At 67.2% G+C, this 24,949-nt stretch carries 24 protein-coding genes; 8 read left to right on the plus strand and 16 right to left on the minus strand.

All coding sequences use genetic code 11. The features are described 5' to 3' along the window. Genes HZ989_RS00605 through phnC form a run of 4 tightly spaced genes read right to left on the minus strand, consistent with a single transcriptional unit; the run spans nucleotide 1 to nucleotide 3,753 of the window. Nucleotides 1-1,074, minus strand: a complete 1,074-nt coding sequence (locus tag HZ989_RS00605) for a substrate-binding domain-containing protein (RefSeq protein WP_209321730.1) — start codon at nucleotides 1,072-1,074, stop codon at nucleotides 1-3. Between the two features lie 35 nt (nucleotides 1,075-1,109). Next, complete coding sequence (gene phnE, locus HZ989_RS00610) at nucleotides 1,110-1,916, minus strand: phosphonate ABC transporter, permease protein PhnE (protein WP_209321731.1); 807 nt, start codon at nucleotides 1,914-1,916, stop codon at nucleotides 1,110-1,112. Next, nucleotides 1,913-2,932 (minus strand): phosphate/phosphite/phosphonate ABC transporter substrate-binding protein, encoded by a 1,020-nt coding sequence (gene phnD, locus HZ989_RS00615; protein ID WP_209321732.1) that lies wholly within the window; start codon nucleotides 2,930-2,932, stop codon nucleotides 1,913-1,915. Before phnD ends, phnE begins: the two co-directional genes overlap by 4 nt. Then, complete coding sequence (gene phnC, locus HZ989_RS00620; RefSeq protein WP_371812962.1) at nucleotides 2,929-3,753, minus strand: phosphonate ABC transporter ATP-binding protein; 825 nt, start codon at nucleotides 3,751-3,753, stop codon at nucleotides 2,929-2,931. Before phnC ends, phnD begins: the two co-directional genes overlap by 4 nt. Before the next feature lie 396 nt (nucleotides 3,754-4,149). On the opposite strand from phnC, the gene HZ989_RS00625 reads away from it, so the two are divergent. From HZ989_RS00625 to HZ989_RS00645, 6 genes are all read left to right on the plus strand, one after another. Continuing rightward, nucleotides 4,150-5,415 carry a type III PLP-dependent enzyme gene (locus HZ989_RS00625; protein ID WP_209321733.1) on the plus strand — a complete coding sequence of 422 codons (1,266 nt, stop codon included), beginning with the start codon at nucleotides 4,150-4,152 and terminating at the stop codon, nucleotides 5,413-5,415. Between the two features lie 112 nt (nucleotides 5,416-5,527). Beyond that, nucleotides 5,528-6,580, plus strand: coding sequence for a deoxyhypusine synthase (locus HZ989_RS00630; protein ID WP_209321734.1), 1,053 nt, complete (start codon nucleotides 5,528-5,530; stop codon nucleotides 6,578-6,580). A gap of 53 nt (nucleotides 6,581-6,633) precedes the next feature. Further along, nucleotides 6,634-6,765, plus strand: a complete 132-nt coding sequence (locus tag HZ989_RS15240) for a hypothetical protein (RefSeq protein WP_256435876.1) — start codon at nucleotides 6,634-6,636, stop codon at nucleotides 6,763-6,765. A gap of 68 nt (nucleotides 6,766-6,833) precedes the next feature. Beyond that, nucleotides 6,834-7,334: a hypothetical protein gene (locus HZ989_RS00635; protein WP_209321735.1), complete on the plus strand. Its 501-nt coding sequence runs from the start codon at nucleotides 6,834-6,836 to the stop codon at nucleotides 7,332-7,334. Further along, nucleotides 7,331-8,137, plus strand: a complete 807-nt coding sequence (locus HZ989_RS00640; RefSeq protein ID WP_209321736.1) for a phosphatase PAP2 family protein — start codon at nucleotides 7,331-7,333, stop codon at nucleotides 8,135-8,137. Before HZ989_RS00635 ends, HZ989_RS00640 begins: the two co-directional genes overlap by 4 nt. Before the next feature lie 7 nt (nucleotides 8,138-8,144). Next, complete coding sequence (locus HZ989_RS00645; protein ID WP_209321737.1) at nucleotides 8,145-9,098, plus strand: right-handed parallel beta-helix repeat-containing protein; 954 nt, start codon at nucleotides 8,145-8,147, stop codon at nucleotides 9,096-9,098. On the opposite strand, the gene aguB is transcribed toward HZ989_RS00645, so the two are convergent. The 11 genes from aguB to HZ989_RS00700 all read right to left on the minus strand — a co-directional run bounded on the left by aguB (nucleotide 9,095) and on the right by HZ989_RS00700 (nucleotide 23,261). Next, a complete protein-coding gene (gene aguB, locus HZ989_RS00650) occupies nucleotides 9,095-9,913 on the minus strand; it encodes an N-carbamoylputrescine amidase (RefSeq protein ID WP_209322998.1) in 819 nt (272 codons plus the stop codon). The two genes, HZ989_RS00645 and aguB, sit on opposite strands and share 4 nt — an antisense overlap. A gap of 83 nt (nucleotides 9,914-9,996) precedes the next feature. Then, nucleotides 9,997-10,392 (minus strand): four helix bundle protein, encoded by a 396-nt coding sequence (locus HZ989_RS00655; protein ID WP_209321738.1) that lies wholly within the window; start codon nucleotides 10,390-10,392, stop codon nucleotides 9,997-9,999. Next, nucleotides 10,389-11,393: an agmatine deiminase family protein gene (locus tag HZ989_RS00660; protein WP_209321739.1), complete on the minus strand. Its 1,005-nt coding sequence runs from the start codon at nucleotides 11,391-11,393 to the stop codon at nucleotides 10,389-10,391. Before HZ989_RS00660 ends, HZ989_RS00655 begins: the two co-directional genes overlap by 4 nt. 164 nt (nucleotides 11,394-11,557) lie before the next feature. After that, on the minus strand, nucleotides 11,558-14,980 hold the full coding sequence (locus tag HZ989_RS00665; RefSeq protein ID WP_209321740.1) for a TonB-dependent receptor: 3,423 nt from the start codon (nucleotides 14,978-14,980) through the stop codon (nucleotides 11,558-11,560). Nucleotides 14,981-15,156: 176 nt separating this feature from the next. Then, complete coding sequence (gene msrA / locus HZ989_RS00670) at nucleotides 15,157-15,783, minus strand: peptide-methionine (S)-S-oxide reductase MsrA (protein ID WP_209321741.1); 627 nt, start codon at nucleotides 15,781-15,783, stop codon at nucleotides 15,157-15,159. 95 nt (nucleotides 15,784-15,878) lie between these two features. Continuing rightward, complete coding sequence (locus tag HZ989_RS00675; protein ID WP_245162410.1) at nucleotides 15,879-16,766, minus strand: capsular biosynthesis protein; 888 nt, start codon at nucleotides 16,764-16,766, stop codon at nucleotides 15,879-15,881. Nucleotides 16,767-17,152: 386 nt separating this feature from the next. Then, nucleotides 17,153-17,620 (minus strand): hypothetical protein, encoded by a 468-nt coding sequence (locus HZ989_RS00680; protein ID WP_209321742.1) that lies wholly within the window; start codon nucleotides 17,618-17,620, stop codon nucleotides 17,153-17,155. 285 nt (nucleotides 17,621-17,905) lie between these two features. Beyond that, the gene (locus tag HZ989_RS00685; protein WP_209321743.1) at nucleotides 17,906-19,066 is read right to left on the minus strand and encodes an outer membrane beta-barrel protein; all 1,161 of its coding nucleotides are present in this window, start codon (nucleotides 19,064-19,066) and stop codon (nucleotides 17,906-17,908) included. Between the two features lie 522 nt (nucleotides 19,067-19,588). Then, on the minus strand, nucleotides 19,589-21,469 hold the full coding sequence (gene cysC, locus HZ989_RS00690) for an adenylyl-sulfate kinase (RefSeq protein WP_209321744.1): 1,881 nt from the start codon (nucleotides 21,467-21,469) through the stop codon (nucleotides 19,589-19,591). Beyond that, complete coding sequence (cysD, locus tag HZ989_RS00695; protein WP_209321745.1) at nucleotides 21,469-22,377, minus strand: sulfate adenylyltransferase subunit CysD; 909 nt, start codon at nucleotides 22,375-22,377, stop codon at nucleotides 21,469-21,471. Before cysD ends, cysC begins: the two co-directional genes overlap by 1 nt. A gap of 308 nt (nucleotides 22,378-22,685) precedes the next feature. Further along, a complete protein-coding gene (locus HZ989_RS00700; RefSeq protein ID WP_209321746.1) occupies nucleotides 22,686-23,261 on the minus strand; it encodes a YqaA family protein in 576 nt (191 codons plus the stop codon). Nucleotides 23,262-23,418: 157 nt separating this feature from the next. Here HZ989_RS00700 and hppD point away from each other — a divergent pair, with 157 nt between their 5' ends. Together hppD and HZ989_RS00710 are read left to right on the plus strand one after the other, a co-directional pair. Then, the gene (gene hppD, locus HZ989_RS00705) at nucleotides 23,419-24,531 is read left to right on the plus strand and encodes a 4-hydroxyphenylpyruvate dioxygenase (protein WP_209321747.1); all 1,113 of its coding nucleotides are present in this window, start codon (nucleotides 23,419-23,421) and stop codon (nucleotides 24,529-24,531) included. 19 nt (nucleotides 24,532-24,550) lie between these two features. After that, on the plus strand, nucleotides 24,551-24,718 hold the full coding sequence (locus tag HZ989_RS00710) for a hypothetical protein (RefSeq protein WP_245162411.1): 168 nt from the start codon (nucleotides 24,551-24,553) through the stop codon (nucleotides 24,716-24,718). Here the strand turns inward: HZ989_RS00710 and HZ989_RS00715 are convergent, their stop codons facing one another. Then, on the minus strand, nucleotides 24,719-24,919 hold the full coding sequence (locus tag HZ989_RS00715) for a hypothetical protein (RefSeq protein ID WP_209321748.1): 201 nt from the start codon (nucleotides 24,917-24,919) through the stop codon (nucleotides 24,719-24,721). Nucleotides 24,920-24,949 lie beyond the last annotated feature (30 nt).

A 24,949-nucleotide genomic window follows, 5' to 3' on the forward strand; every position in this document is an offset into this window, starting at 1 on the left:
CTATTTTTCGGGCCGCGCCATGGGGCTGAGCGCCGTGGCGATACCCCGCTGGGCAACCAGTTCCGGCTCCGGCAGCGGCACCAGACCGCGATCCTGCAGATAGCCGCCCTGCCCCACGGCCGCCTCGGACGTGAACTCGATCAGGAACTCCTGCAGGCCGGGGGTCACGCCGATGTGGGCCTTCTTCACATAGATGAAGAGGCTGCGGGCCAGGGGATAGGAGCCGTCGGCGATGGCCTCTGCGGTCGGATAGACGCCGTCAATGGTCTCGGCCTTCACCGTGTCGAGGTTCTGCTCGAGGAAGGAAAAGCCGAACACGCCCAGCGATCCCGGCGTGCGGGTCAGGGTCTGGAGGATGGCGTTGTCGTTCTCGCCCGAGTCGATCCAGGCCCCGTCCTCGCGCACGGTATGGGCCAGGCTTTCGAACCGGTCCTTGTCCTCGGCTTCGACGGCGGCGGCAGCCGGGACCAGCTTGGCCCCCGGCGTCATGCCGAGCTCGAGGAAGGCGTCGCGGGTGCCGGACGTGGGTGGCGGGCCATAGACCTGGATACGCTGGTTGGGCAGGCCGGGATTGACCTCGTTCCAGGTGCGGGCCGGGTTCAGGACGAAGGTGCCGTTCGGGCCCGGGACTTCCTTGGCCAGGCCCTCGTACAGATCGTTCAGTTCGAAGTTGAAGCTGTTGCCGGTGCGGGCGGTGGCGACGACGATGCCGTCATAGCCGATCTTCAGCTCGATGATGTCGGTGACGCCGTTCGCGGCGCATTTGTCGAACTCGGACTGTTTCATCTGGCGCGAGGCGTTGGCGATATCGGGGGTCGAGGGGCCGATGCCCTGGCAGAAGGCCTGGATGCCGCCGCCTGTGCCCAGCGCCTCGACGCGCGGCGGCGAGGCCTCGGGGTTGTTGCGGGCGAAATTCTCGGCGACCCGTGTGGCGAACGGAAAGACGGTCGACGATCCGGCCGCCCAGATGCCGTCGCGCGGGGCCTGGGGCCCGCCCTGGCTACAGGCGGCAACGGACAGGGCCAGCACCGCGGCAGCGGTGAAAAAGAGGCGGCGAGGCAGGGTGGTCGACATCAGCACGGTCTTTCGGAGCGACGAATCTGCGACGCTTAAAGCAGACGTTTGCGCATGGCCTGTGACAGCATGTCGATCAGGGTCACGGCAACGACCACGATGACCACGATGGCCGCGACCTCGCTGAACCTGAAGCCGTTCATCCGGTCATACAGAAGCTGGCCGATGCCCCCGGCCCCGATCACGCCGAGGATCGTCGCGGAACGGCTGTTCGATTCGAAGCGATAAAGGGCGAACGAGGTCCAGAGCGGCGCCACCTGGGGAATGATGCCCCAGACGATCTCGTGCAGACCCGTCGCCCCGGTCGCCCGCACACCCTCGACCGGACCCTTGTCGATCGCCTCGACGGCTTCGGAAAACAGCTTGGCGAGGACACCGGCCGTGTTCAGCGCAATGGCCAGAACCCCGGGCAGAGGTCCCAGACCCACGGCGACCACGAACAGAAGGCCGATGACCAGATCCGGGACCGAACGCAGCAGGTTCATCACCAGGCGCACCGGCGTCACCACCCACATCGGCGACACGTTGCGGGCCGCCGCCAGGCCCATCGGGACCGCGGCGAACACGGCCAGGAAGGTGCCCCACAGGGCGATCTGGATCGTCTCCCACATCTTTTCGACGAACAGCTTCCAGTCCGTGAAATCGGGTCGAAGCAGCTCGATCGCAAAACTGCGGGTGGCCTCGTTATTGGCGAACAGTCGGCCCACATTCTTCAGATCGACGTCACCGATGCTGTAGACGAGGACAGCCGCTACGCCGCCCCAGACCAGGACGTCGAGCCCCCACGCACCGAGAGATCTGGACGGGGCCTTTGGAATGACGGCGGCCGGCGTGACGCTCAAGGCTGGACCTCGCGCAACGAGCGCAGACGTTGCAGTTCGGCCTCGGCGGCCGCCACCCCTGCCGTATCACCCGATCTGCGGGCGTCGGAAAGCTGCTGATCGGCGATCATCTCCCGGACCGGGTTCAGGTAGGAGTTATCGGCAGCGCGGAACTGCGAATAGTTCAACCCCGCCAGAACCTGACGCTGGCGATCGGCCTCTACGCCCTCGCCCTGGCCATAGGTCAGGAAGAAGCTGCGGATCTTTTCCTTGATGACGGGATCCAGGTCCGAGCGCAGGACGATGCCCGATTCCGGAATCGGCGGGGACTGCCAGATCTCCTGAATCTGGGCGGCGATCTGCGGGTTCTCGCGGGTCAGGAAGACGGTGTTGACCGTGTTGGAGGTGGCGACATCGACCACCCCGGTGGCCACGGCGAAGGCATTGGCCTGGTGGTTGGCGGAGCGGACCGTCTTGAAGCAGACCGCCGGGTCGATCGGCGGGGTCCGGGCGTTGAACAGGAAGGTCATGGGGGCGAGCGTGCCCGAGGTCGACACGGCGTCGCCGATGCCGAAGTCGAACCGTTTTCCGCAGGCCAGGACCTGATCCAGGGTGATGCCGGAGCCCGTCTTGACGATGATGGTGGAGCGATAGCTGTCGGACCCCGCCTTGTCGACGGTGCGGGCGATGACCTCGGCGTCGGCGCGGTCGATAGCCTCGACCGAGGGCTTGGCCGACAGCCAGGCGACCTGGGTCTGGTTGCCCTTCATGGCCTCGACCAGGACGGTATAGTTGGAGCCGAAGAAGGGTTTTACCGGCACGCCGATGGCCTTCGACATGTCATCCAGCAGTGGCTGCCACAGGGGGCCGGCCGAAGCCTGGCTTTCAGCCGACAGGATGGCGAAGTCGATCTCCGTGGGGGCGCCGCCCGGCCTGGCGTCGTCGCTGTTGCCGCCGCACGACGACATGCCGATCCCGATGGCCGTCAGAAGGGCACCGGCGATCACTCCGGCGGCGAATTTGCGGGTCCGGCTCATGCTTTGGCTTCCCAGAACGCGTCCTCGAACTCGGGACCGTAGATGTCGATGAGGGTGGGCGTATCGAGGCCGGTCGAGGGGCCGTCGTAGACGATCTTTCCGGCCTTCAGGGCGATGACGCGGTCGCAGTAGCGGATGGCATAGTCGACCTGGTGCAGGGTGACGATGACGCCGAGGCCGTCACGCCGGTTCAGCTCGACCAGCAGTTCCATCACCTTGCGGGCCGAAACGGGATCCAGAGAGGCGACGGGTTCGTCGGCCAGGATGCCCTGGGCGCCCTGGACCAGGGCCCGGGCGATGGCGCCGCGCTGCTGCTGGCCGCCCGACAGGGTGTTGGCGCGCTGGGCGGCATAGTCCGAAACGCCGACGCGGTGGAGCGCCGCCATGGCGTGGTCCCTGTCGGCGGACGGCCAGGCACCGAGAAGGCCCTGCCAGACCGGCAGGCGGCCGAGTGCGCCCAGCATGACGTTGGAGAACAGGGTGAGCCGGCCGACCAGGTTGAACTGCTGGAAGATCATGCCGACCTTCTGGCGCGCGGCGCGGACGGCCCCGGTGAGGCGACCGTTCCTCTGCACGCAGACGCCGAAGACGTCGATCTGGCCGTTTCCGGGATCGATCGACTGGAGGCCGGTGATGGAGCGCAGCAGGGTCGACTTGCCCGATCCGGAGGGACCGATCAGGGCGACCATCTCTCCGGCCGCGACGGACACGCTGACGCCGTCCAGCGCCTTGCGGGCCCCGAAGGATTTGGACACGTCGCGGACCACGACCATCCGGGTCATGAGGGGGCCGGGCGCGGAGCTGACGGCGGATGAACTCATGAACTCGCTGACGGCGGCTGTGGAAACAGGCGCCGAATGCCGCGAGTGACGCGGTCCGGCAAGCCTTCATGCCACGGGGGTCGCACCGTCGTCCAGCATGACGGAGGCGACGGGGATGCGACGTTGAAATCAAAGACAATCCGGGTTCGGAGCAGCTGACCGGCCGCGTCATCCTGCCACAAAAAAACCTCTTTACATGACAGTCCCGTGACCCTACATCGCGCCTTCCGGCGGACCCCGTAGGTCTACACGGCCCCGCGCCGAACCGCGTCACAAATTACCGCTTTACATGACAGGCCGATGACCCCATATCGCCCGCTCCGGCGGACCCCGTAGGTCTACACGTTTGCGCTGCTAACGCCGGCTGGGTTTAACAATTACAGGGGTTTACGTGAATTGCGCACGTATCAATTTCCCCTGGACCTGGTCCGCGAGCGGTCCCCTGAACGTCCCGTCGCACTCGTGCGGCCGCGTTCGGTTTCCGTAGCGGCGCGCTGGTTCCAGGATAATCTCAAGGCTGACGTCTTCTATGCCGTGAAGGCAAACCCGTCGCGCTGGGTCATCGAGACCCTGCGGGATGCCGGCGTCAAAGGCTATGATGCGGCTTCGATCGCCGAGATCGAACTCGTGCGCTCGGTCGATCCCGACGCGCGCATCGCCTTCATGCATCCGGTCAAAAGCCGGTCCGCGATCACCCGGGCCTATTTCGACCACGGCGTCCGCACCTTCTCGCTCGATTGCGAGGACGAGCTGCAGAAGATCCTCGACGCCACCGGCGGGGCGAGCGATCTGAACCTGCTGGTGCGCATGGCGGTCTCGGCCGACGGCGCGGCCTATTCGCTGTCGGGCAAGTTCGGCGTCTCCACCGACCAGGCTCCGGCCCTGCTGCTGGCCACGCGCCGGGCGGTCAGGGACGGGCTGATGGGCGTCTGCTTCCACGTGGGGTCGCAGTGCATGCGTCCGACCGCCTATCAGGCCGCCATGGCCCAGGTCGGTCGTGCCATAACCCGCGCGGGCGTGATCGTGGACATCGTCGACATCGGTGGCGGCTTCCCGTCCGTCTATCCGGGCATGGTCCCGCCGGACATGAGCGAATATGCCGACGCCATCCATCGCGGCTTCAACGAAATGCCCGTGTCGGAAACGACCGAGCTGTGGTGCGAGCCCGGCCGGGCGCTGGTCGCCGAATCCTCGTCGATCCTGGCCCGTGTGGACCTGCGCAAGGGCGACGCCCTGTATCTGAACGACGGGTCCTATGGCTCGCTGTTCGATGCGACCCACTCGCGCTGGCCCTTCCCGACCAAGCTGGTCCGGGACGGCGAGACCTCGGCCGATCTGAAGCCGTTCCAGTTCTATGGACCGACCTGCGATTCGATCGACCACATGCCGGGTCCGTTCTGGCTGCCGGCCGATATCCGGGAAGGCGACTTCATCGAGATCGGCATGCTGGGGGCCTATGGCGTCGCCATGTCGACCGGCTTCAACGGCTACGGCGAGCACGAGCTCGCCGCGGTCGAGGACGCTCCGATGGCGTCGCTGTACGGCCTGGCCCCCCGCTCCATCCCGACCGTGCGCACCACGGCGGAAGAGCAGGCCCGCAAGGTCGTGCGGCTGTCACGTCCCAAGGGCAAGGCGGGTCAACGCAGGAAGGCACGTCGCTAGATCCGGGGCCAAAACCGTCACCTTGACGTTCTAATCAGCAGCGGCCCGTCGCTCCGTCCGGGCCGCTGTTTCTTTTGACGACGGGCGCTCAAACCAAAGGGAAACCCGCGAGATGAACGCACCCGTTCAGAAGAATACCAAGGCCGAGCTGCTGCAGAACGTTGTCGAGCATGTCGACATCACCAGCTTCGACGCGCGGCCGATCATCGATTCGATGCGCAAGATGTCGTTCAGCTCGCGCGACACGGCCCGCGCCGCCGACATCTTCAACATGGCCCTTGAGGACAGTTCGTGCTCGCCGTGGCTGATCCTGGCCGGTTCGACCTCGGCCGGCGGCTGCATGCACGTGTACCGCGACATGGTGAAGTTCGGCATGATCGACGCCGTGGTGGCCACGGGCGCCTCCATCGTCGACATGGATTTCTTCGAGGCCCTGGGCTTCAAACACTACCAGGCCGCCGGCGAGGTGGACGACAACGTCCTGCGCGACAACTACATCGACCGGATCTACGACACCTATATCGACGAGGAAGAACTCCAGGCCTGCGACCACACCATCCTGAAAATCTGCAACCGGCTGGAGCCGCGCGGCTATTCCAGCCGCGAGTTCATCTGGGAGATGGGCAAGTGGCTGTCGGAAGGGAATGCGAAGAAAGAGGGCTCGCTGATCCAGACCGCCTATGAAGAGGGCGTGCCGATCTTCTGCCCGGCCTTCGTCGATTCCTCGGCCGGGTTCGGTCTGGTCAAGCACCAGAAGGAGCGGATCGCAGAGGGCAAGCCCTATCTGATGATCGATGCGGTCGCCGACTTCCGCGAACTGACCGACATCAAGATCGCGGCGGGCGTCACCGGCCTATTCATGGTCGGCGGGGGTGTGCCGAAGAACTTCGCCCAGGACACGGTCGTCTGCGCCGAGATCCTGGGCATCGAGGCCGAGATGCACCGCTATGCGGTCCAGATCACGGTCGCCGACGTCCGCGACGGGGCCTGCTCGTCCTCGACGCTGAAGGAGGCGGCCTCGTGGGGCAAGGTCCAGACCACCCACGAACAGATGGTCTTCGCCGAAGCCACCACGGTGGTGCCGCTGATCGGCTCCGACGCCTATCACCGGGGCGCCTGGAAGAACCGCGACAAGCGCCGCTGGGCCAAGCTGTTCGGGAAATAGAGGCGCACGACAAGCCTCCCCCACCGGGGGGAGGTAGCGCGCGCGTCGGCGCCGTGACGCTGGAGGGCGGGGCCGAGAGCGGGTCGGACGACGACCCGGATCAGGCGTCCGTGGATCGCACCATGGCCGAGGAGGGGCGGGCCGGGGGCAAAGGCGACGCCGAGACCGATCCCGTCGGGGGCTGATCGCCTTGCTGTCGCCGCACCGATAGGTCACGGTAACCGCAACGAAAAGTCTTTCAGGACGTCCCGGGATGAAGCGTATTGTAGCGGTCGCACTGATGGCGAGCGCGGCCGGACTGGCGGGCTGCGACCGGACGGGGGTCGATTCAACGGTGACCGCAGAGCCACCGCCCGCCGCACCGCCGACGGCGACGGTCGCCTCGGAGACCCCGATGACACCCCCCGCCGATACCGCCTCTCCCGCGGCCCGGCCGATCGTCGAGGGGGCACCGGCCTTTGCCGTCCTGTATCCCGGCGGAGAGATCGAGGCACCGCCCACCGTCGCCACGAGCGCCGCCGGCCCCGGCGGGCTGGTGGCCTTCCGCACCGATGCGGACCCCGCGACCGTCGTCGAATTCTATCGCGCCCGGGCCGAGGCGGCGGGCCTGTCGTCGGTCATGGCGATGAACATGGGTGACGCCCGGTCCTATGGCGCGGCCAAGGCCGATGCCGGGGCGAATCTGCAGGTGGTCGCATCGCCCGTCGAAGGGGGCCAGACGTCCGTGCAGCTGAGCTGGAGCGCCGGGGGGTGAACCGGTTCGTCGTCGCCGCCGTCATCGCGCTGACCGGCCTCGGAGGGGCCTGCGCGGCCCAGGCCCCGTCAACGATGCGGGCGACCGCCGCCACCCCCGCAGCATTTCTCGGTTCGGGCGCGCTGCAGACCCTGGTCGATGCCGTGCCACCGCCGCCCTTCGAGGGATCGCCCGGGGCCCTGGCCGATGCGGCGGCCTCCGAACGGCTGCGGGCGCTGGAAGACACCGACCGCTGGACCCTGGCCACGCGCCATGCCGAGCTGCGTCCCGCGATCGCCGTTTCCCATTTCGATTGTGTCGTCGGCGCGCAACTGACGGCCGAGTTGGCCCCGTCGCTGGTCGCCCTGCTGGACCGGGTGCTGGTCGATGCCAATGCCGCGGCGGAACTGGGCAAGGCCCGCGCGTTCCGGCCGCGGCCCGTCGGCGTGGATGCCGGACGCCGGTCCTGTCAGGTCGTCTCCGCGGCCGGACGCGCCAGCGCCTCCTACCCCTCCGGCAGCGCGTCGGTGGGAGCAGCCTATGGCGAGGTGTTCGCCCGGCTGGCCCCGGATCGCGCCGCCGCAGCGCGCGAGATGGGTCGCCAGATCGGGATCAGTCGCCTGGTCTGCGCCATGCACTATCCGTCAGACGTGGAAGCGGGCCGGGCCCTGGGCATCGCCGTCGTCGCGGCCGAGGCCGCCGATCCGGCCTTCGCGCCCGCCATCGACGCCGCCCGGGCCGATCTGGACCGCGTGCGCGCCACCGGCCTGACCAGCCCCGCCTGTGCGGCCGAGCGGCTGGCCCTGGCCACGCCCCTGCCCTGACCGCCTGATGCCGCCGGACCTTCCTCCCGTAGTCGAGGCGCGCGCCTGTAGGGGCGACGAGATCGCCGCCCTGACGGCCGATGCGCCCATGCCGATCGTTCTGACCTGTCGCGCGACCCTGACGGCCGGACAGTCGGTGACGCGGCGGGTCGTGTTCGAGGGGGCCGCATCGTCCGGCGCGGGGATCGCCTGCAACGGTGCGCAGATCGGGCGGGCGGGCCTGGCCTCCAGCGTCCGGGCCCCGACGGTCCTGATCCAGTCGGTGACGACCTCCTCAGGGTGGAGCCGACCGACCGACGTCACGCTGGATGGCTGCGTGGTCCATGGCAATATCCGGGTGCGCGGCATGGGGGCGGGTGCGGAGGTGGACCGCCTGCGGGCCTCCTCGCGGACACCCGACCATACGACGGCGGCCCAGGCGGCCGCGCCGACGCGCATCCGGCTGACGGACCTGACCCTGATCGCGACCGGATCGATTCCCCTCTATGTCGGACCCGGGGTGACGGACCTGACGTTCGAGGGTTCCCGGGTTTCCGGACGGTCGGTCTCGACGGCCGTCTATCTGGATGCGGAAAGCGCCGGCAATACGATCCGCCGGGTATCCTTCCGCATCCGCACGGGTCGCGAGCAGATCGCCGTCGACGGCTCGGCGCGCAATCGGGTCGAGGCGAACACTTTCGCCCTGGGCGGACGCGGCGGGGTGTTCCTGTATCGCAACTGTGGCGAGGACGGCGTCATCCGGCACCAGACCCCGTCCGACAACGTCATCACCGGCAACACCTTCACCGGCGCGCGCTGGCTGTGGCCCAATGCCGTGGTGGTCGGGTCGCGCAAAGGGCGAAGGCGCTATTGTGCGGCCGACACCGGCTGGCCGTTCGGTTCCAGCGCCGACGACGGCGACCATGCCGATCGCAACGTCGTCGGGGACAACCTGATCCGCTTCGGCTGGCGACCCTTCTAAGCCGGTCGGGGCGCGACCAGGGCGCCGTAGAGGTCGGTGCGGCGATCGCGGAAGAAGCCCCAGGCCGCGCGGTGCCGGTCGATGTAGTCGAGGTCGAAGGTGTGGACCAGCACGCCCTGCTCGTTGCGGCCGAAGCTCTCCACCAGATCGCCGCGATGGTCGGCGATGAAGGACGAGCCGTAGAACAGCTGACCGGCCTCGGTCACCTGCTCACGCCCCGTGCGGTTGGCGCCGACGACCGGCACGACGTTGGACACGGCATGACCCTGCATCGCGCGCCGCCAGGGATCGGCCGTGTCCAGTTCCCCGTCATGCGGCTCCGAGCCGATGGCGGTCGGATACATCAGGATCTCGGCCCCCATCAGCATCATGGCGCGGGCGGTTTCGGGGTACCACTGGTCCCAGCAGATGCCGACGCCGATCCGCCCGAAGCGCGTATCCCAGACCCTGAAGCCCGTATCGCCCGGCCGGAAATAGTATTTCTCCTGATAGCCGGGGCCGTCGGGGATGTGGCTCTTGCGATAGACGCCGAGGGCCGAGCCGTCAGCGTCCAGCATGACGATGGAGTTGAAATAGTGCGGACCCTCGCGCTCGAAGATCGAGACGGGAATGGCGACGCCGAGATCCCTGGCGACCTCGGCCATGGCGATCACGGCCGGATGCTCGCGCCAGGCATAGGCCGTGCCGAACCATCGCTCCTCCTGCGAGACGCAGAAATAGGGCCCCTGGAACAGCTCCGAGGGCAGGATGACCTGGGCCCCCTTCCCCGCCGCCTCGCGCACCAGATCGGCCGTGCGGACGATGTTGGCGGCCATGTCCTCGCCATAGCCGGACTGGAGCGCGGCGACGGTGATGGTGCGAGGGGTAGCGAGTGGCGAGTGGCGAGTGGCGAGGGTAGTCACTTTCGGCGCTCCTCCAATTTGGTGATCAGGGATGCGAGCATGCGGCTGATTTCATCCGCCAGGGCGAGCACAGCATCGCGTTCATCGGCAGGCAGATAGCCCAGGCGTTCGGCGAGGATCAGCTGAGTTTCAACCTCTGCCAATGAGCCACGGGCAATGGCGAGATGATTGATGAACGCAGGTGTCGAGCGGCGACCACATCCTTCGGCGACATTGCTTGGAACCGACACCGCAGCCCCACGCACCTGGCCGGTGAGACCGAACCGTTCGTCAGCTGGCCAGCTGCGGCTGACCGCATAAACACGTTCCACGAATATCAGCGCCTTCTGCCAGACGACAAGATCGCGGTAGTGGCGAACCTCGCCACTCGCCACTCGCCCCTCGCCACTCATTCCGGCTCCTGCTGGGTGATGCAGTGGAAGGATCCGCCGCCCGACAGGATGGCGGTGGACGGCAGGGGGATGATCTCCCGGTCCGGGAAGACGGTGGCCAGACCCTCGCAGGCCAGGCGCGCCGCCGTGGCGTTGCCATAGGTCGGGACGATGACCGCGCCGTTGGCGATCAGGAAGTTCATATGGCTGGCGGGCACCGGGCGCTCGTCCTCGTCGCCGACGAAGCCGGGCGACGGGAGGCGCAACAGCGTCAGGGGGCGGCCTTCGGCGTCGGTCGCGGCCGAGAGGGCAGCGGCGGCGGCATCGAAGACATCGTCGTTCGGATCGTTGCGGCCAAAGGCCATGGGCAGGGCGACGACGCCCGGGGCGACGAAACGGGCCAGATTGTCGACATGGCCGTCGGTGTGGTCGTTCAGCAGGCCGTCGCCCAGCCAGACGACCTTGCGGGCCCCGAGAGCCTCTGCGAGCGCGGCCTCGGCCGCTGCCTCGCTCCAGCCGGGATTGCGATTGGGGTTCAGCAGGCACTGGCGCGTAGTCAGGATGGTGCCCGCGCCGTCGTGATCCAGCGCCCCGCCCTCCAGCACGAAGGCGTGGCGGTCCAGCGGGACGCCGGACGCCGCGCCGATCTGTCCAGCCACCGTGTCGTCGTGGGGCAGGTCGTATTTCCCGCCCCAGCCGTTGAAGCGGAAGGCGGCGGCCCGGGTCGAGCCCGCGCCGAAAATCGGCCCGGTGTCCCTCAGCCAGATGTCGCCGAAGCGACCGGCGACGATATCGACATTCGCAACGCCCTCGAACCGGGCCTGCGCATCTGCCAGGGCCTCGTCGTTACCGACCATCAGCCTTATCTGCTCGCGGCCCGGTCCGGCGAGGGCCCGCACCAGGGCCTCGACCTCGGCCTGGGCCGGCGCGAGATTATCCTCCCACAGCTCTGCATGACTGGGCCATCCGACCCACATCGCCCGGTGGGGCGACCATTCGGCGGGGATGGGGGACATCGGCATGGCGGCAGGAGCCTTTTCAGACGAACGGCGAACCCGGAGACGCCGGGCAGGCGGGCCAGATAGCCATCCCCGTCCCCCGGTTCAACAGCGATGCCCCAAACGAAAGAGGGCGGCCCGTCGCCGGACCGCCCTCCTGTCGTCGTGATCGCCGAGGCGACCGCGCCTTAGAACGAGTAACGCAGGCCCAGCTGGATGGCCCAGAGAGAGGCGCTCTGGTTCCGGCCGATGACATCCGCCGTGGGGCTGGGCGTCGAATACTGATAGGTCGTGCAGACCGGGCTGCCGGTCGGTGCCACGACGCCGGAAGCGTCGGCGCAACGCGCGGTGATCAGGTTCTGGGTTTCGAGGTTGCCATACTCCTCGATGATACCCCATTCGTCGTTGAGCAGATTGGCGACGTTCTGGACGTCGGCGGTGAAGCGCAGGCGGCCCGGCAGGAAGGCGACCGGCAGTTCCTGGCTGAACTGGAAGTCCAGCTGGTAGATCTCCGGCTGGTCGTCAGTGCCTTCGCCCTTCTGCAGGACACGGCCGTAGGGCAGGCCGAAGGTGTCGACGAGGGCGCGGAAGCGATCGCGGGTCGTGGCGTCGATGAAGAACACGTTGCCGACCTGCAGGTCGTTCGGGTTCGCATCATTGCCGAAGTCCGGGACATACAGAAGCTGACCACCACGGTTCACACCGAAGGTCGGGCTGCGCGGCGAGGTGCCGTCGCCCATCGTGAAGCTGATCGGGCGACCGTCGCGGATTTCACCGAACAGGTTGAAGCGGGTCTCGTAGTCGCCGAAGAAGTTGTGGCGATAGTTGAGTTCGGCCTTGAAGCGATTCTGGATTTCTTCGGACGAGGTTCCGTAGTCCTCGATGTTCGGATCAAAGCGCGAGACACCGTTGCCATAGAGGCCACCGGCGGTCGTGCCGTTGCGCAGGCTGGCCGTCTGGTCATCGTTTTGCTGGAAGGCATACCCGACCAGAACGTCGAGGCCGTTGTCGAAGCTGCGCGAGGCGCTGACGCCCAGGGTGTAGGATTCACCCTCATTGCCGTTGAAGGCGACGATATCGCGCAATGAGCCCGGGTTGGTCGAGGTGATGCCGAAAGCCGTGCGCTGCGCGGTCGTGCCGGTCACGCCATCGTAGCGAACCCGACCGTCCGGCGTGAACTGTGCAACACCGTTCACGCGCAGGACCTGCGAGCGGGTGTCGCGGAACACGACCGACTTGTTCGCCTCGGTGAATACGGCGTCGAAGCTCAGGCGCCAGTTGTCGAGCGCGTGCGAGGCATATTCGGGAAGGAAGCCCGACGCCCAGCCTTCCGGCGCCTCGACCGTGGCATTGAGGAAGTAGCGCCAGTCGGACGGAAGTTCGTACGAAGGGCTGAAGGCATTCACTTCCGAGACCGGCGAGGCCACCGCGCCGCCCTGGAGGGCCCGAACGGCCGCAGGAATGTCGTAGAAGGTGCGCGGGTCGGCCAGGTTGAGGTTCAGCGCCGCGGCACCGATGGCAGGGGTGAAGCCGGCCACGCCCGTGGTTTCACGGAAGGTGCCGTCGGCATTTCGCTCGATCTGGATGCCCGAGGTCAGGACGCCCGTGACCGAGAAGACGTTCGAGAGCAGAACGTCGGGCAGTCCGCCCGAGAACAGGCCCACGCCGCCGTTGATCGTCAGCCAGTCGGTCGTGTCCCACTCGACCGAGACGCGCGGCATCAGGATTTCCATGCCGTCGTAGGTCGACTGGTTCGAGAAGCCGTTCCGCGCCACGAAGTTGGCGTTGTAGGCGGGCTTGGCGTCGCTGCTGTACCAGTCGTAACGGACGCCGGCCTGGATGGTCAGGCTCGGGGTCAGTTCCAGCGTGTCCTGGGCGAACACCGAGTTCAGCCGATACTTGAACACCGCTGCGGCGTCGTTGGCATTTCCGGTGATGGCGTTCGTATAGACCAGACGCGACGCCTGGCCGGTCCGGAAGTCGGTCAGGGAGTCGAAATAGTAGGTGCCGCGCGAGTTGGGCACGAAGATGTTGAAGACTTCGATTTCCTGGCCCTGGTAGCCGATCTTGAACAGGTTATCGCCCAGCGCGTACTCGGCCTTCGCCAGCAGGGTCTTATTGGACGTTTCCAGATAGTTGGCGTGACGGTTCAGGTCGGGACCGAAGCGATACTGCGACGTCGGGGTGCACGACGTGATCACGTTGTTGGTGATGGTACGGTTCAGGTCGCCGCACACGGTGACATCGGAGAAGATCTGGCCGCCGGGCGGCTGCTGAAGGCGGACGTAGTTCCGCTCGCTGTAGCGGATCTGGCTGGACAGGCTGTTGGTCCAGTTGGAGTTCAGCTCCACCGCATAGGCTTCGTCGTTCTCCCCGGTCACATACCACTGCGACGACAGAGCCGCCGTCGTGGTGCTCAGGCTGGTCCGGTTGCCACCGCCGGCCGTCAGGGACGACTCGGCGTTCCGATAGGTCGCCGACAGACGCTGGTTGTCGGTGATGTTCCAGTCCAGCTTGACGGTGTATTTCTCGTCGAGGATCGGCTTGGTGCGATCGATGTTGCCGATCGGGAAGTCGGAGGCATAGATCGTGTTGAAGTCGTTGATGAAGGAATCGATGTTGGCCTGGGTGATGCCGATGATCGAGTTAGAGAACCCGGCACCTGCCGGTCCGATCGCCGTCTGATCGACCGACTCGTAGAATTCGTACGAGCTGGAGAAGAACAGACGATCCTGCCAGAGGGGGCCGGAGACGAAGAAGCCGTAGTTGGTCTGGGTGACCTGCGACGGGATGTTGGCGCCACGGATCGAATCGCCGACCAGACCGTCGTTCAGATAGTTGACGAAGGCCGTGCCGTGGAAATCGTTGCCGCCGGACTTCAGAACCACATCCAGCGCACCGCCGTTGAAATCGCCGTTCTCGACGTCGACCGGCACGGCACTGACCGTGAACTGCTCGACCGCGTCCAGCGACACGGGGCCGCGACGGGTCGGCAGGCCGCCGCCATTCAGGCCGAACTCGTCCTGGGCCGCGATGCCGTCGATCGACACGCGGTTGGTGCGCGGGTTGGAGCCGGCGATCGAGATGCCGCCGTTGTCGCGCGCATTGCTCGACACCAGGATGTTGCGGCGGGCCAGGTCGCGGATGTCGCGGTTGATCGAGACGACGCCAGCGATGTCGTCGGCGTCCAGGGTGGAGCTGACGCCCGTGTTGTTGGCGGTCACGTCGCGCGCGCCGATGACGACGATGTCGTCCACGGCCGAGGCGCTTTCCAGGTCGAAGTTCAGGCGCAGGGTGTCACCGGCACCGATGATGACGCCATCCAGCGAGTCGGCGGCATAGCCCTCGGCCCCGACCGACACCGTGTACGGACCGCCGACCCGAAGGCCGCGGGCGTCGAACACGCCGTCCGAGCCGGTCAGGGTCGTCGTGGTCGTGCCCGAAGGCTCGTGGACGACGCGGATGCTGGCACCCGAAATCGGGAGCCCGTCGGCCGTAGCGACCGTGCCGCGGATGGCCGAGGTGGTTTCCTGCGCATAGACGGCAGTGGACATCGCGAGCGACGTCACGAGGGCGGTGCCGGCCCAGAACGCCCGAGAGCGGTTCGTCATTTTGTCTGTATCCCCACAGTTCGGGCGAGCGCGCCCCATGGCCGACCGGGCACAGGCCCGTCGGGATGCGGCCCGATCTACGGCGCAAACCGAACCGTCGGACGACATTAATGTGACAGACGCGTGACAGGGATCGGGGGTGACACGGGCGCCACAGTGTCGGCAGGTCGCGGCGCTCAGCGGCCCCAGACGGCTCTCAACCGGGCTTCGCGCCCGCAGAACCGGCTGTAGCCACCGTAGCGGACCGGGTTCAGACGCGCGAAATCCTGATGATAGGCCTCCGCCGGCCAGAAACGCCCGGCCGGCCGGACCGGCGTGGTGAACCGGCGCGCACCGATCACGGCGACGGCGGCGGCACGGGAGGCCTCCGCGACCGGTCGTTGCGCCGGCGTGGCGAAGACGGCGGTACCATAGGCCGGTCCGGTATCGCAGAACTGGCCGTTGGCGTCCGTCGGATCGATCGTACGCCAGAACCGGTCGACCAGCTGGCGATAGGAAATGCGCGCCGGATCATAGGTCACCTGCACCGCCTCGACATGATCATTGCCGCGCGACACCGCCTCATAGGTCGGATTGGGGGACGTGCCGCCCGCATAGCCCGACACGGCCGAGACCACGCCCGGCATGTGCTCGAAGTTCGATTCCACCGACCAGAAGCAGCCCCCGGCGAAGACGGCGACCTCGCGTCGGCCACTGTCCGGCCCGGTCTGGACGACCGGCGGCTGGGCGCCGGCCGGCTCGCCCTGCGAACACGCCCCCAGCAGGACGGCGGCGGCGGCGGCGAAGCGGGTCAGGGCGGGCATGGGCGAAGACTCCGGAAAGGCCGAATGGACTGAACCCGATACGCATGGTGCCCGCCACGGGATACATCGCCACGCTTGACGGCTGATCGGCCCGTCTATTCTGCGTTCTGGAATCGGTTTGCGATGGCGATTGCGGTTGGGATGAGGGCTCTGGGTTCGTGGTAGTTTCCGTTGACCTGTGTCTGGTTGATGACGTGGGCTCGGAAGCGGGTGAACAGGTCGGGGTCGGGGGTGGCGGGTTTGGTCCAGAAGGCGTGGATGGATTGCTGGTCGGTGAGGCCGTCGAAGTCGAAGAAGGCCTCGCCCAGGACCTTGACGGGGGTTTTGAAGCCCAGGGCCGAGAGGGCGGCCGAGGAGTTGTTGACCACCATGCCGCTGGAGGCGCGGCACAGCTGGGCAAGGTTGCCGCCGTCGATGAAGTCGACGCGGTCGGCGATGCCGCGCTCGATGGCCAGGACCCGGGTCATGCGGCGCAGGTCGACCAGGCCGGGATCCAGCGGATGGTTCTTGACCACCAGCCGGGCGTCGGCGGGCGCGTGTCTGCCAAAGGAGGTCAGGACCTCGGCGAGGAAGGCGGTGTTGTCGGCATAGTGGGAGTAGCGCAGCAGCTGGGCGTCGCCCTCGCGCTGCAGGCAGGCGATGAAGAAGGGGCCGCGGGCCCGGATCGCCTGGGCGTCGGCCTCGATCGAGGCGCGCAGCATCAGGCCGAAATAGCGCCGGATATGGCTGGCGCACTGCAGCCAGGCCGGGGTCGTATAGGGCTGGGCATAGCGCCGGAAGGCGAACGGCCGGACCAGGAACTGGTGCAAGTGATACCAGCTGATGGCCACATGGTGCGGCAGGGCGCGCCCACCGGCCGGGCCGGGAGGATCTCGGGATCGGCGGATCATAGGCCGAGCGGTGGCGGGCCAGGCCGAGCGGGCATTGACCCCGTCCTGCTCGACCGTGATCCAGTCCGGCCGGAAATAGCCGTTCTCGAGCACCCAGATCCTGAGGGCGCTACCGCTCGCGCCGCGGGCGCTCGCTGCCTGAGCGCGGTCGTGGGCGGCTGACGCCGCACCGCTAACGCTCGCGCCGCAGAGGTCCGTGGCGAGTGGCGAGTGACGAGTGGCGAGGAAAGCGGCTCTTTCAGGTCACTGGCGGCCTGGGCCGTGGAGGCGCTGGAGACGGCGCCGGCCTCTCGCCACGCGCCACTCGCCACTCGCCACGGCCTCCGCCGCCTCCGCCGCCAGGGCCTTGAGGGCGTCGGCCTGGGTCAGGACGGCCTGGTGTAGGCTGCCGCCCGCCGAACACGATCAAGGTCGGTCAGGCCGGGTGGCCACCAGCCCGGCCAGATGGGCGGGCCAGTCGCGCACGTCGCCGTCGAAGGTCAGCCCTCGCGACGCCAGTAGACCAGGTCGCCGATGTTGAAGATCGGCGCCGGACCTGCGCCCCGCCCTCCAGCTCGCCCGCCAGCACCCGGCCGAACGGACCGAACGGCGCGGTCACGATCAGAAGCGGCGGGACGACAGATCGGGGGCACCGGCGCGAGCCCGCCGGTCCGATCCCTGATCGACCCCAGGACGGGCCATGCGGTCGCGCCCTGCCGGGGCGGGCGGGGCAGGCGCACCTCGTCCGGCCGACGCAGGGTCGGGGCCGGGGCCGCCGGGGCCGGAAGCGGCTGGAGGACGGGGGCGACGTCATTGGCCGCGCGACGATCCGGGCGGACGCGGCGGTCGACGGGCGAAGCATGGCGACGCGAGGGGATGCGGAGGTCGACCATGCTCAGGCGCGGCTCGCGCGGACGGCGCAAGCGGCTTCGGTCGGAAACACGATCGTCGAGGCTGAGCTTTGACATGGGTCTCCTTGTCGCGCTCCGAACCGCCGGGATCAACCGGCTTGTCCGGAAAAGCGAAAAGGCTGGGTCGGGTTTCACAGAATTGCCGAATAACCGCGGGCTTATCGACACATATCGTCAGACCCCGGATTGTCCTGAGACCCCGGATTGTCCTGAACAGGGTGCCAGAACAAAACCGCCGGGCCCCTCGCAGGACCCGGCGGTGATGTGTTCGTCGCTCATCGGCAACCGGCTGGTCGGCACCGGCCCGGATCGTCAGATCCGGGCCGGGCCAGGCAGACAGTCCTAGAAGTTGATGCCGATGGTGGCGCGACGGTTCAGAGGCTCGCGAACGCCGTCGGCGGTCGCACGGGCCAGGTTGGTTTCACCCTTGGCGTCCAGGGCGATCACGCCGCCGTTGACACCTTGGGCGACCAGGGCATCGGCCACGGTGCGCGAACGACGGTTCGACAGGCCCACATTGTAGGCGGCCGAGCCGGACGTATCGGCGTAACCGACGACCAGAACGCGCGTCGGACGACCCGACCTGGCGTAGGTCGCAGCCTGGGTCACCACCGAGCGGGCTTCGGCCGTCAGGTCCGAACGATCCCAGTCGAAATACACCACGAACTCACGCGCCGTCGGAGCCGGAGGCGGCGGAGGCGGCGGAGGCGGCGGCGGGGGAGGCGGCGGCGGGGGCGGAGGCGGCGGCGGCGGCGGGGGCGGCGGCGGAGCCGCTTCCTCGGCACCGAACGCATAGCGCAGGCCCAGCGTCACGGTGTGCGACTGGTCATAGTCGCCTTCGAACGTGCCCTGGTTACGCGTGGCCGGGCTCGACACGGTGTCGAACTCGGCATCGCCCGTCAGATAGCGGTAGGTCAGGTCGATGTTGGCGCGGTCACCCACGGCATAGCTCAGGCCGGCAATGGCCTGGGCCGCGAACTTGGTCGAGCTGTCGTCGGCCACGATCGTGCCGGCACCCTGGCGATAGCGACCGGCGAAGTCGGTCGCGACGCGGTTCACACCGACGCCCAGACCCACGAACGGACGAACGCCACCGTACTCGCCACCGATGTCATAGATGACATTGGCCATCAGCGTGGTGGATTCAATGTCGCCTTCCGGCGAGAAGCAGGGACCCGAGGCCGGCGTCACATTGCAGATGCCGTTCGGACCCGAAACCGCGCGAACCTTGCCGATGTCGCCCGAGCGATAGCCGCCCTCCAGCTCCACCCGCCAGTTGGCGTCAAAACGATAGCCCAGACGCGCAAACGCAGCCCAGCCGTCGTTCACTTCAAAGCTCAGGTTCTGACCCGTCACCGAAGACTCGGCGTTGATGTCATCGATAAACTGATAACCGGCGTCTACCGCCCCATACCAGCCATCCGGCTCAGCCGACGCAGAACCAGCGGCCAGGGCAAATGCCGCCGCCGCGCTGGAAGCCAGGAACAAGGTCTTGAAACGCATGGGTGTGAGCCCTCCGCAGCCACAATTGATCAATGCGGCGGTCTCACCGCCAAGGGGCTCTTAACAGCGTTGCCGCGCGAGGTCGATACCCCGATTGCCACGACGACCGGCAGTCGCTTGACCGTGGCGTTGAAGCTACAGCAGAAATCGGCGGCGTCGGGCGAAACCACGGCCTGGGTCATCGTGGACGAAGGCGCGTCCGCACCACTTCCTCACGGTCCTGGGGTTTGGTCCGTGACACCTGGCGATCTCCGCGACCGGAGCCTTCGATCGCCGTATCGCCGCTCGGACAGCGTGCGTGGTCGTGGCGCAACCGTGTAGACCCTGTCCCATAATCCCGCCCGGTGTGTGCACTCAGTTAAACTGGGTCCCCCATAATCCGGGACTGAACAGCCAGGGCATGATCGTTTGAGGTGGACCCCCGTCGTGGGCCCAGCCGAACGCGTGAATCAGGCCCTCGCTCAGCTCTGGAGCCTGAGTCACGGCATCGGCGGACTCGCCAAGCGATTCCACCTCAGCCGATCAGGCTCCGGGCACGATCGCTTGAGGTGGAATCACGCCCCGCGACGCCAGACAGTCCTCGACCGCCCGCGCCGCCTCATCGGGGGTCAGTTCGGCGGTCGGCAGGGTCAGGTCGGGGGACTGCGGCGGTTCGTAGGTCGAGCCGACGCCCGTCAGGCCGATGACGGCCCCGGCGTCGGCGCGGGCATAGAGCGCTTTGGGATCGCGGGCGCGGCACAGTTCGAGCGGCGTATCCACGAACACCTCCAGGAAGGGGATATCCGTGCAGATGTCCCGCGCCTGGGCACGCTGTATCTGGGTGGGCGAGATCAGGGCGCAGATGGCGACGACGCCGTTGTCGGCGAACAGCCGCGCGACCTCGGCGACGCGGCGGACGTTCTCGCTGCGGTCGGCGTCGGAGAATCCCAGGTCGCGATTGACTCCGTGACGCAGGTTGTCGCCATCCAGCACAGCGGTACGGACGCCGATGGTGTACAAGCGGCGCTCTATAGCCGCCGCGATGGTCGACTTGCCCGAGGCGGACAGGCCCGTCAGCCAGACGACGCCGCCCGAATGTCCGTTGCGCCGCTCCTTGGCCGCGCGATCGACAGCGGGGGCCACGCGGTGGATGTCGGTCGGCTGGTCGAGGGCGGCGAGCGCCGTCCCGGCGGCAACCGTCGCATGGGTGTCCCGGTCGATCAGGATCAGGGCCCCGGTGCCGGGATGGTCGGCGAAGGCGTCGAAGGCGACGCGGCCGGTGGTGTGGATGATCCGGTCGCCGATCTCGTTCATGGTCAGGGCCACGATCTCGTCCGTGGCGGTCAGACGGGCGGGGACGAGGGCGGTTCCGATGCGGAGCAGATAGCTGCGGGCGGGGTCCAGCGGGGCTTCGTCCATCCATAGCAGACGGGCCGAGAACCGGTCGACGGCAGCCGGGCGGTCGGTGGGCGGAGCCAGGACGTCGCCACGGGCGATGTCTATGTCGCGATCCAGCACCAGGGTCACGGCGTCCCCGGCCTCGGCGGTGTCGGCCCACTCGCCGGCGCGGACGATGCGGGCGACGTCGGCGGTGCGGCCCGAGGGGGCCACAATGATGGAATCACCGACGGCGATCCGGCCGGAGCCAACAGAGCCGCTGTAGCCACGGAACTTTTCATCCGGGCGGCTGACGTACTGGACCGGAAGGCGGAACGGCGCGTCGCGGCCGGGTGGCTGGGTCTCCGCCGCCTCCAGCGCCTCGATCAGGGTCGGGCCGGTGTACCAGGGGGTGGAGGCCGAGTGACGGACCAGGTTGTGGCCGTGACGGGCGCTGACGGGGATGGCGGTGACGTGGGTCAGGCCCTGCTCCAGGGCGACCTCGGCATAGGCAGTCCGGATGGCGTCGAAGACGGCCGCGTCGTCGCCCACCGCATCCATCTTGTTGACCGCCAGGATGACCTGACGAATGCCGAACAGAGCGACGATGCGGCTGTGGCGGCGGGTCTGTTCCGACAGGCCCTTGGTGGCATCGACCAGGATGACCGCGAGATCGCAGGTCGAAGCCCCCGTCGCCATGTTTCGGGTGTACTGCACGTGACCGGGGGTATCGGCGACGATGAAGCTGCGGCGCGGCGAGCTGAAATAGCGATAGGCGACATCGATGGTGATGCCCTGCTCGCGTTCAGCCGACAGTCCGTCCAGCAGAAGGGCATAGTCGGCCGCATCGCCGTCGGTGCCGAAGCGCCGGGAGTCCCGGATCAGGGTGGCCAGCTGATCCTCCGGCACCTGACCCAGTTCAAAAAGCAGGCGACCGATCAGGGTCGACTTGCCGTCGTCGACCGAACCGCAGGTCAGGAAGCGCAGCAGATCGCGCGATCCGGCGGGAGGGGGCGCAGGGCGCACGGCGATGGCCGAACGGTCCATCAGAAATAGCCCTCGCGCTTTTTCATCTCCATCGAGGCCGTGCCCTCGCCGTCGATCAGGCGGCCCTGTCGTTCGGAATGGCGGCTGACGTCGAGCTCGGCGATGACGGCGTCGACGGTGGTCGCGTCTGACTCGACCGCCGCGCTGAGCGGATAGCAACCCAGCGAGCGAAACCGGACGTGGCGGAGTTCGGGCACCTCGCCCGGGAGCAGGGGCATCCGGTCGTCGTCGCGGACGATCAACCGGCCTTGACGGACCACGGTCGGGCGGGGGGCGGCGAAATAGAGGGGGACGACCGGAATGTCCTGGGCGCGCGTGTATTCCCACACGTCGCGTTCGGTCCAGTTGGACAGGGGGAAGACGCGCAGGGACTCTCCCGGATCGATCTGCGTATTGTAGAGCCGCCACAGCTCCGGCCGCTGGAGACGGGGCTCCCAGGCGTGGGCGGCATTCCGGACCGAGAAAATGCGCTCCTTGGCGCGCGAGGCCTCTTCGTCCCGGCGGGCCCCGCCGAAGGCCGCGTCAAAGCCGTGTTGTTCCAGCGCCTGTTTCAACGCTTCCGTCTTCATCACCCGCGTATGGGTCTCGCCACCGGACCGGACCGGATCGATGCCGCGCGCCGCGCCGTCGGGGTTGATGTGGACGATCAGGCGTACGCCATAGAGGTCGGCGATGGCGTCGCGGTGCTCGATCATCTCCCGGAATTTCCAGGTCGTGTCGATGTGCAGCAGCGGGAAGGGAATCGGGGCAGGGAAAAAGGCCTTTCGGGCCAGGTGCAGCATGACGCCCGAGTCCTTGCCGATCGAATACAGCATGACCGGATTGCGGGCGGTGGCGGCGACCTCACGAATGATCTCGATGGCCTCGCTTTCGAGACGACGCAGGTGGGCGAGCAGATAGGTGGCCAAATGTCTTACCTAACGACCATTTTTGACTTCAGCCCTGGAATCGAAAGCAAACGGGACGCACGAAAACGGCGGGCGAGAGAGCCACCGTCCGGTCGAAGCAAGGCACCATCGGGGCGGGGCGACGATGGGACGTGGCTTCATATGGCATTTCAACGCCTCGGTCACCGTCCGCCTGCCAACACACCCGGCGTCGGGCCCGGTTCCGTGCCCAGCGGTATGGCGGGCGCGCAAGGCCCCGGCATGATCCATTCACAGCCGACCAGGAACCGGTTGGCGTACACCCTGCCGGGCCGCCGGCGGAGGACATTCTAGAGCAGCTTCAGCGCCGCGAAGCCGCCGATAAAGACGACCAGGCCGACCACGCTCCACAGCGCCAGGCGACGCTCGACGACCTCCAGCATGGCCGGCCCCCAGGTCTTCAGCACCCAGGCCTCCATGAAGAATCGCGCGCTTCGCGTCACGACCGAAGCCAGGAAGAAGATGCCGAAGTTGAAATGGGCGAGGCCCGAGGCGATGGTCACCAGCTTGTAGGGGATCGGCGTCAGACCCTTGATCAGAATGACCCAGACGCCGAACCGGTCATACCAGTGCTGGAACTCCGCCAGGCCGTCGGCGTGACCCAGCAGCCGCATCAGCCACTGTCCCAGGTCGGTCAGGTAGAAGCCGATCAGATAGCCCAGCACGCCGCCGATCACCGAGCCGATCGAGGCGATGGCCGCGAACCGGTAGGCCCGCTCCGGCCGCGACAGGATCATCGGAGCCAACATGACCTCGATGGGAATGGGAAAGATCGACGCCTCGGCGACCGACACGGCAGCCAGCGCCTTTTCGGCATGGGGACTGCGGGCCAGGGTGAAGACCCAGTCGTACATCTTTCTCAGCATGGAATCCGCTCTAGCAGGTGACGGGGCCTGCTGCGACCTGAAGATGTGACGCACGACGATGTGCGAACGGCCCGGCTTGGCTTGTGGCCCTTGCGACACTAGGTTCCGCGCCAACAGCCGGGGTGCCCGGTCAATAAACGATATCAGGAGACGCACGATGGACGACCTGACCGCGCATACCGCGACGCCGGACGCCACGATTCCCGCTCTCGAGAACCCGCTGGGCGTGGACGGCTTCGAGTTCGTGGAGTTCACCGGCCCCGACCCCCAGGCCATGATCCGGCAGATCGAGATCATGGGCTTCGTCCAGACCCATGTGAACCCGAAGAACGGCGTCGTCCGCATGAAGCAGGGCGACATCACCTTCCTGGTCCACACGAGACCAGAAGGTCACGCCGGCGCATTTGCCCGCGACCACGGCCCGTCCGCCAATGGCATGGCCTTCCGCGTCAACGATGCCCGGGCTGCCTATGACGCCGCGGTGTCGCGCGGAGCCCATCCGGCCGACGCCCATAATGGCGGCGCCCTCGGCGAGGGGGCCTATGTGCTGCGCGGCATTGGCGGGTCCCTGCTGTACATCATTGACGCCTATGGCGAAGCCGGGTCGCTTTACGACACCTGGGACGAGATCGAGGGCTGGGAAGAGGCGGAGCGCCGGAACAATGTCGGCCTGCACCTGCTGGATCACCTGACCCACAATGTGAAGCGTGGCCAGATGCGGACCTGGTCCGGCTTCTACGGCGACGTCTTCGCCTTCGAGGAGCAGAAATATTTCGACATCAAGGGCAAGGCGACAGGCCTGTTCTCCCAGGCCATGATCGCGCCCGACCGCGCCATCCGCATCCCGCTGAACGAGAGCCAGGACGACAACTCCCAGATCGAGGAGTTCCTGAAGCGCTACAACGGCGAGGGCATCCAGCACATCGCCCTGGCGACCGACGACATCTTCGCCACCGTCGAGGCGATGCGCGAGCGCGGCGTCCGGTTCCAGGACACGATCGAGACCTATTTCGAGCTGATCGACAAACGCCTGCCCAACCACGGGCACGATGTGGAGCGCATGCGCCGGAACCGCATCCTGATCGACGGGTCGGACGAGGAGGGCCTGCTGCTGCAGATCTTCACCCAGGACACCTTCGGCCCGATCTTCTTCGAGATCATCCAGAGGAAGGGCAACGAGGGCTTCGGCAACGGCAATTTCCAGGCCCTGTTCGATTCCATCGAGCTGGACCAGATCCGCCGGGGCGTCATCAAGGTCGACGCCCATTAAGGTCGCCCCGCCTCATTGGATGCCCTTCCTCGGCCCCGTCGCGGCGGCGGTCGTGGGCGGGCTGGTGGGCGAATTCGGCCTGGGCGGCGGGTTCTGGATGGTCCTCGGCTGTGCCCTGGTCGGCGGCTTCGCGCCGATCGTCGGCTACCGCGTCTGGAAATGGTCGCACCACAAACGGGTCGACTGATCAGGCCTCGACGAGATCCCGTCGGCGCTCGATGCGTTCGACCCTGACGTCCAGCCTGTCCATGCGCCGGTTCAGGCCTGCCATGTTTTCCTCGACGCCCGTCATGCGCACCTTGATCATGCGCATGTCGTCTTTCACGCTGGCCAGATCCTCCTCGAGTCTGCGAAGCATCGGAACGACGATGTCAGTGATCTCGGACATGGCCACACTATAGCGTCAACAGGGAAGTCA

Origin of the sequence: Brevundimonas sp. AJA228-03 (genome assembly GCF_017795885.1) — a bacterium.
GTDB lineage: Bacteria > Pseudomonadota > Alphaproteobacteria > Caulobacterales > Caulobacteraceae > Brevundimonas.

What these genes read in the sequence shown, in the direction of transcription:
- HZ989_RS00605 (WP_209321730.1), bottom strand. Translation starts at nt 1,074, where the DNA reads ATGTCGACCACCCTGCCTCGCCGCCTCTTTTTCACCGCTGCCGCGGTG.
- phnD (WP_209321732.1), bottom strand. Translation starts at nt 2,932, where the DNA reads ATGAGCCGGACCCGCAAATTCGCCGCCGGAGTGATCGCCGGTGCCCTT.
- phnC (WP_371812962.1), bottom strand. Translation starts at nt 3,753, where the DNA reads ATGAGTTCATCCGCCGTCAGCTCCGCGCCCGGCCCCCTCATGACCCGG.
- HZ989_RS00630 (WP_209321734.1), top strand. Translation starts at nt 5,528, where the DNA reads ATGAACGCACCCGTTCAGAAGAATACCAAGGCCGAGCTGCTGCAGAAC.
- HZ989_RS00635 (WP_209321735.1), top strand. Translation starts at nt 6,834, where the DNA reads ATGAAGCGTATTGTAGCGGTCGCACTGATGGCGAGCGCGGCCGGACTG.
- HZ989_RS00645 (WP_209321737.1), top strand. Translation starts at nt 8,145, where the DNA reads ATGCCGCCGGACCTTCCTCCCGTAGTCGAGGCGCGCGCCTGTAGGGGC.
- aguB (WP_209322998.1), bottom strand. Translation starts at nt 9,913, where the DNA reads ATGGCCGCCAACATCGTCCGCACGGCCGATCTGGTGCGCGAGGCGGCG.
- HZ989_RS00655 (WP_209321738.1), bottom strand. Translation starts at nt 10,392, where the DNA reads ATGAGTGGCGAGGGGCGAGTGGCGAGTGGCGAGGTTCGCCACTACCGC.
- HZ989_RS00660 (WP_209321739.1), bottom strand. Translation starts at nt 11,393, where the DNA reads ATGCCGATGTCCCCCATCCCCGCCGAATGGTCGCCCCACCGGGCGATG.
- HZ989_RS00665 (WP_209321740.1), bottom strand. Translation starts at nt 14,980, where the DNA reads ATGACGAACCGCTCTCGGGCGTTCTGGGCCGGCACCGCCCTCGTGACG.
- msrA (WP_209321741.1), bottom strand. Translation starts at nt 15,783, where the DNA reads ATGCCCGCCCTGACCCGCTTCGCCGCCGCCGCCGCCGTCCTGCTGGGG.
- HZ989_RS00680 (WP_209321742.1), bottom strand. Translation starts at nt 17,620, where the DNA reads ATGTCAAAGCTCAGCCTCGACGATCGTGTTTCCGACCGAAGCCGCTTG.
- HZ989_RS00685 (WP_209321743.1), bottom strand. Translation starts at nt 19,066, where the DNA reads ATGCGTTTCAAGACCTTGTTCCTGGCTTCCAGCGCGGCGGCGGCATTT.
- cysC (WP_209321744.1), bottom strand. Translation starts at nt 21,469, where the DNA reads ATGGACCGTTCGGCCATCGCCGTGCGCCCTGCGCCCCCTCCCGCCGGA.
- HZ989_RS00700 (WP_209321746.1), bottom strand. Translation starts at nt 23,261, where the DNA reads ATGCTGAGAAAGATGTACGACTGGGTCTTCACCCTGGCCCGCAGTCCC.
- hppD (WP_209321747.1), top strand. Translation starts at nt 23,419, where the DNA reads ATGGACGACCTGACCGCGCATACCGCGACGCCGGACGCCACGATTCCC.
- HZ989_RS00710 (WP_245162411.1), top strand. Translation starts at nt 24,551, where the DNA reads ATGCCCTTCCTCGGCCCCGTCGCGGCGGCGGTCGTGGGCGGGCTGGTG.
- HZ989_RS00715 (WP_209321748.1), bottom strand. Translation starts at nt 24,919, where the DNA reads ATGTCCGAGATCACTGACATCGTCGTTCCGATGCTTCGCAGACTCGAG.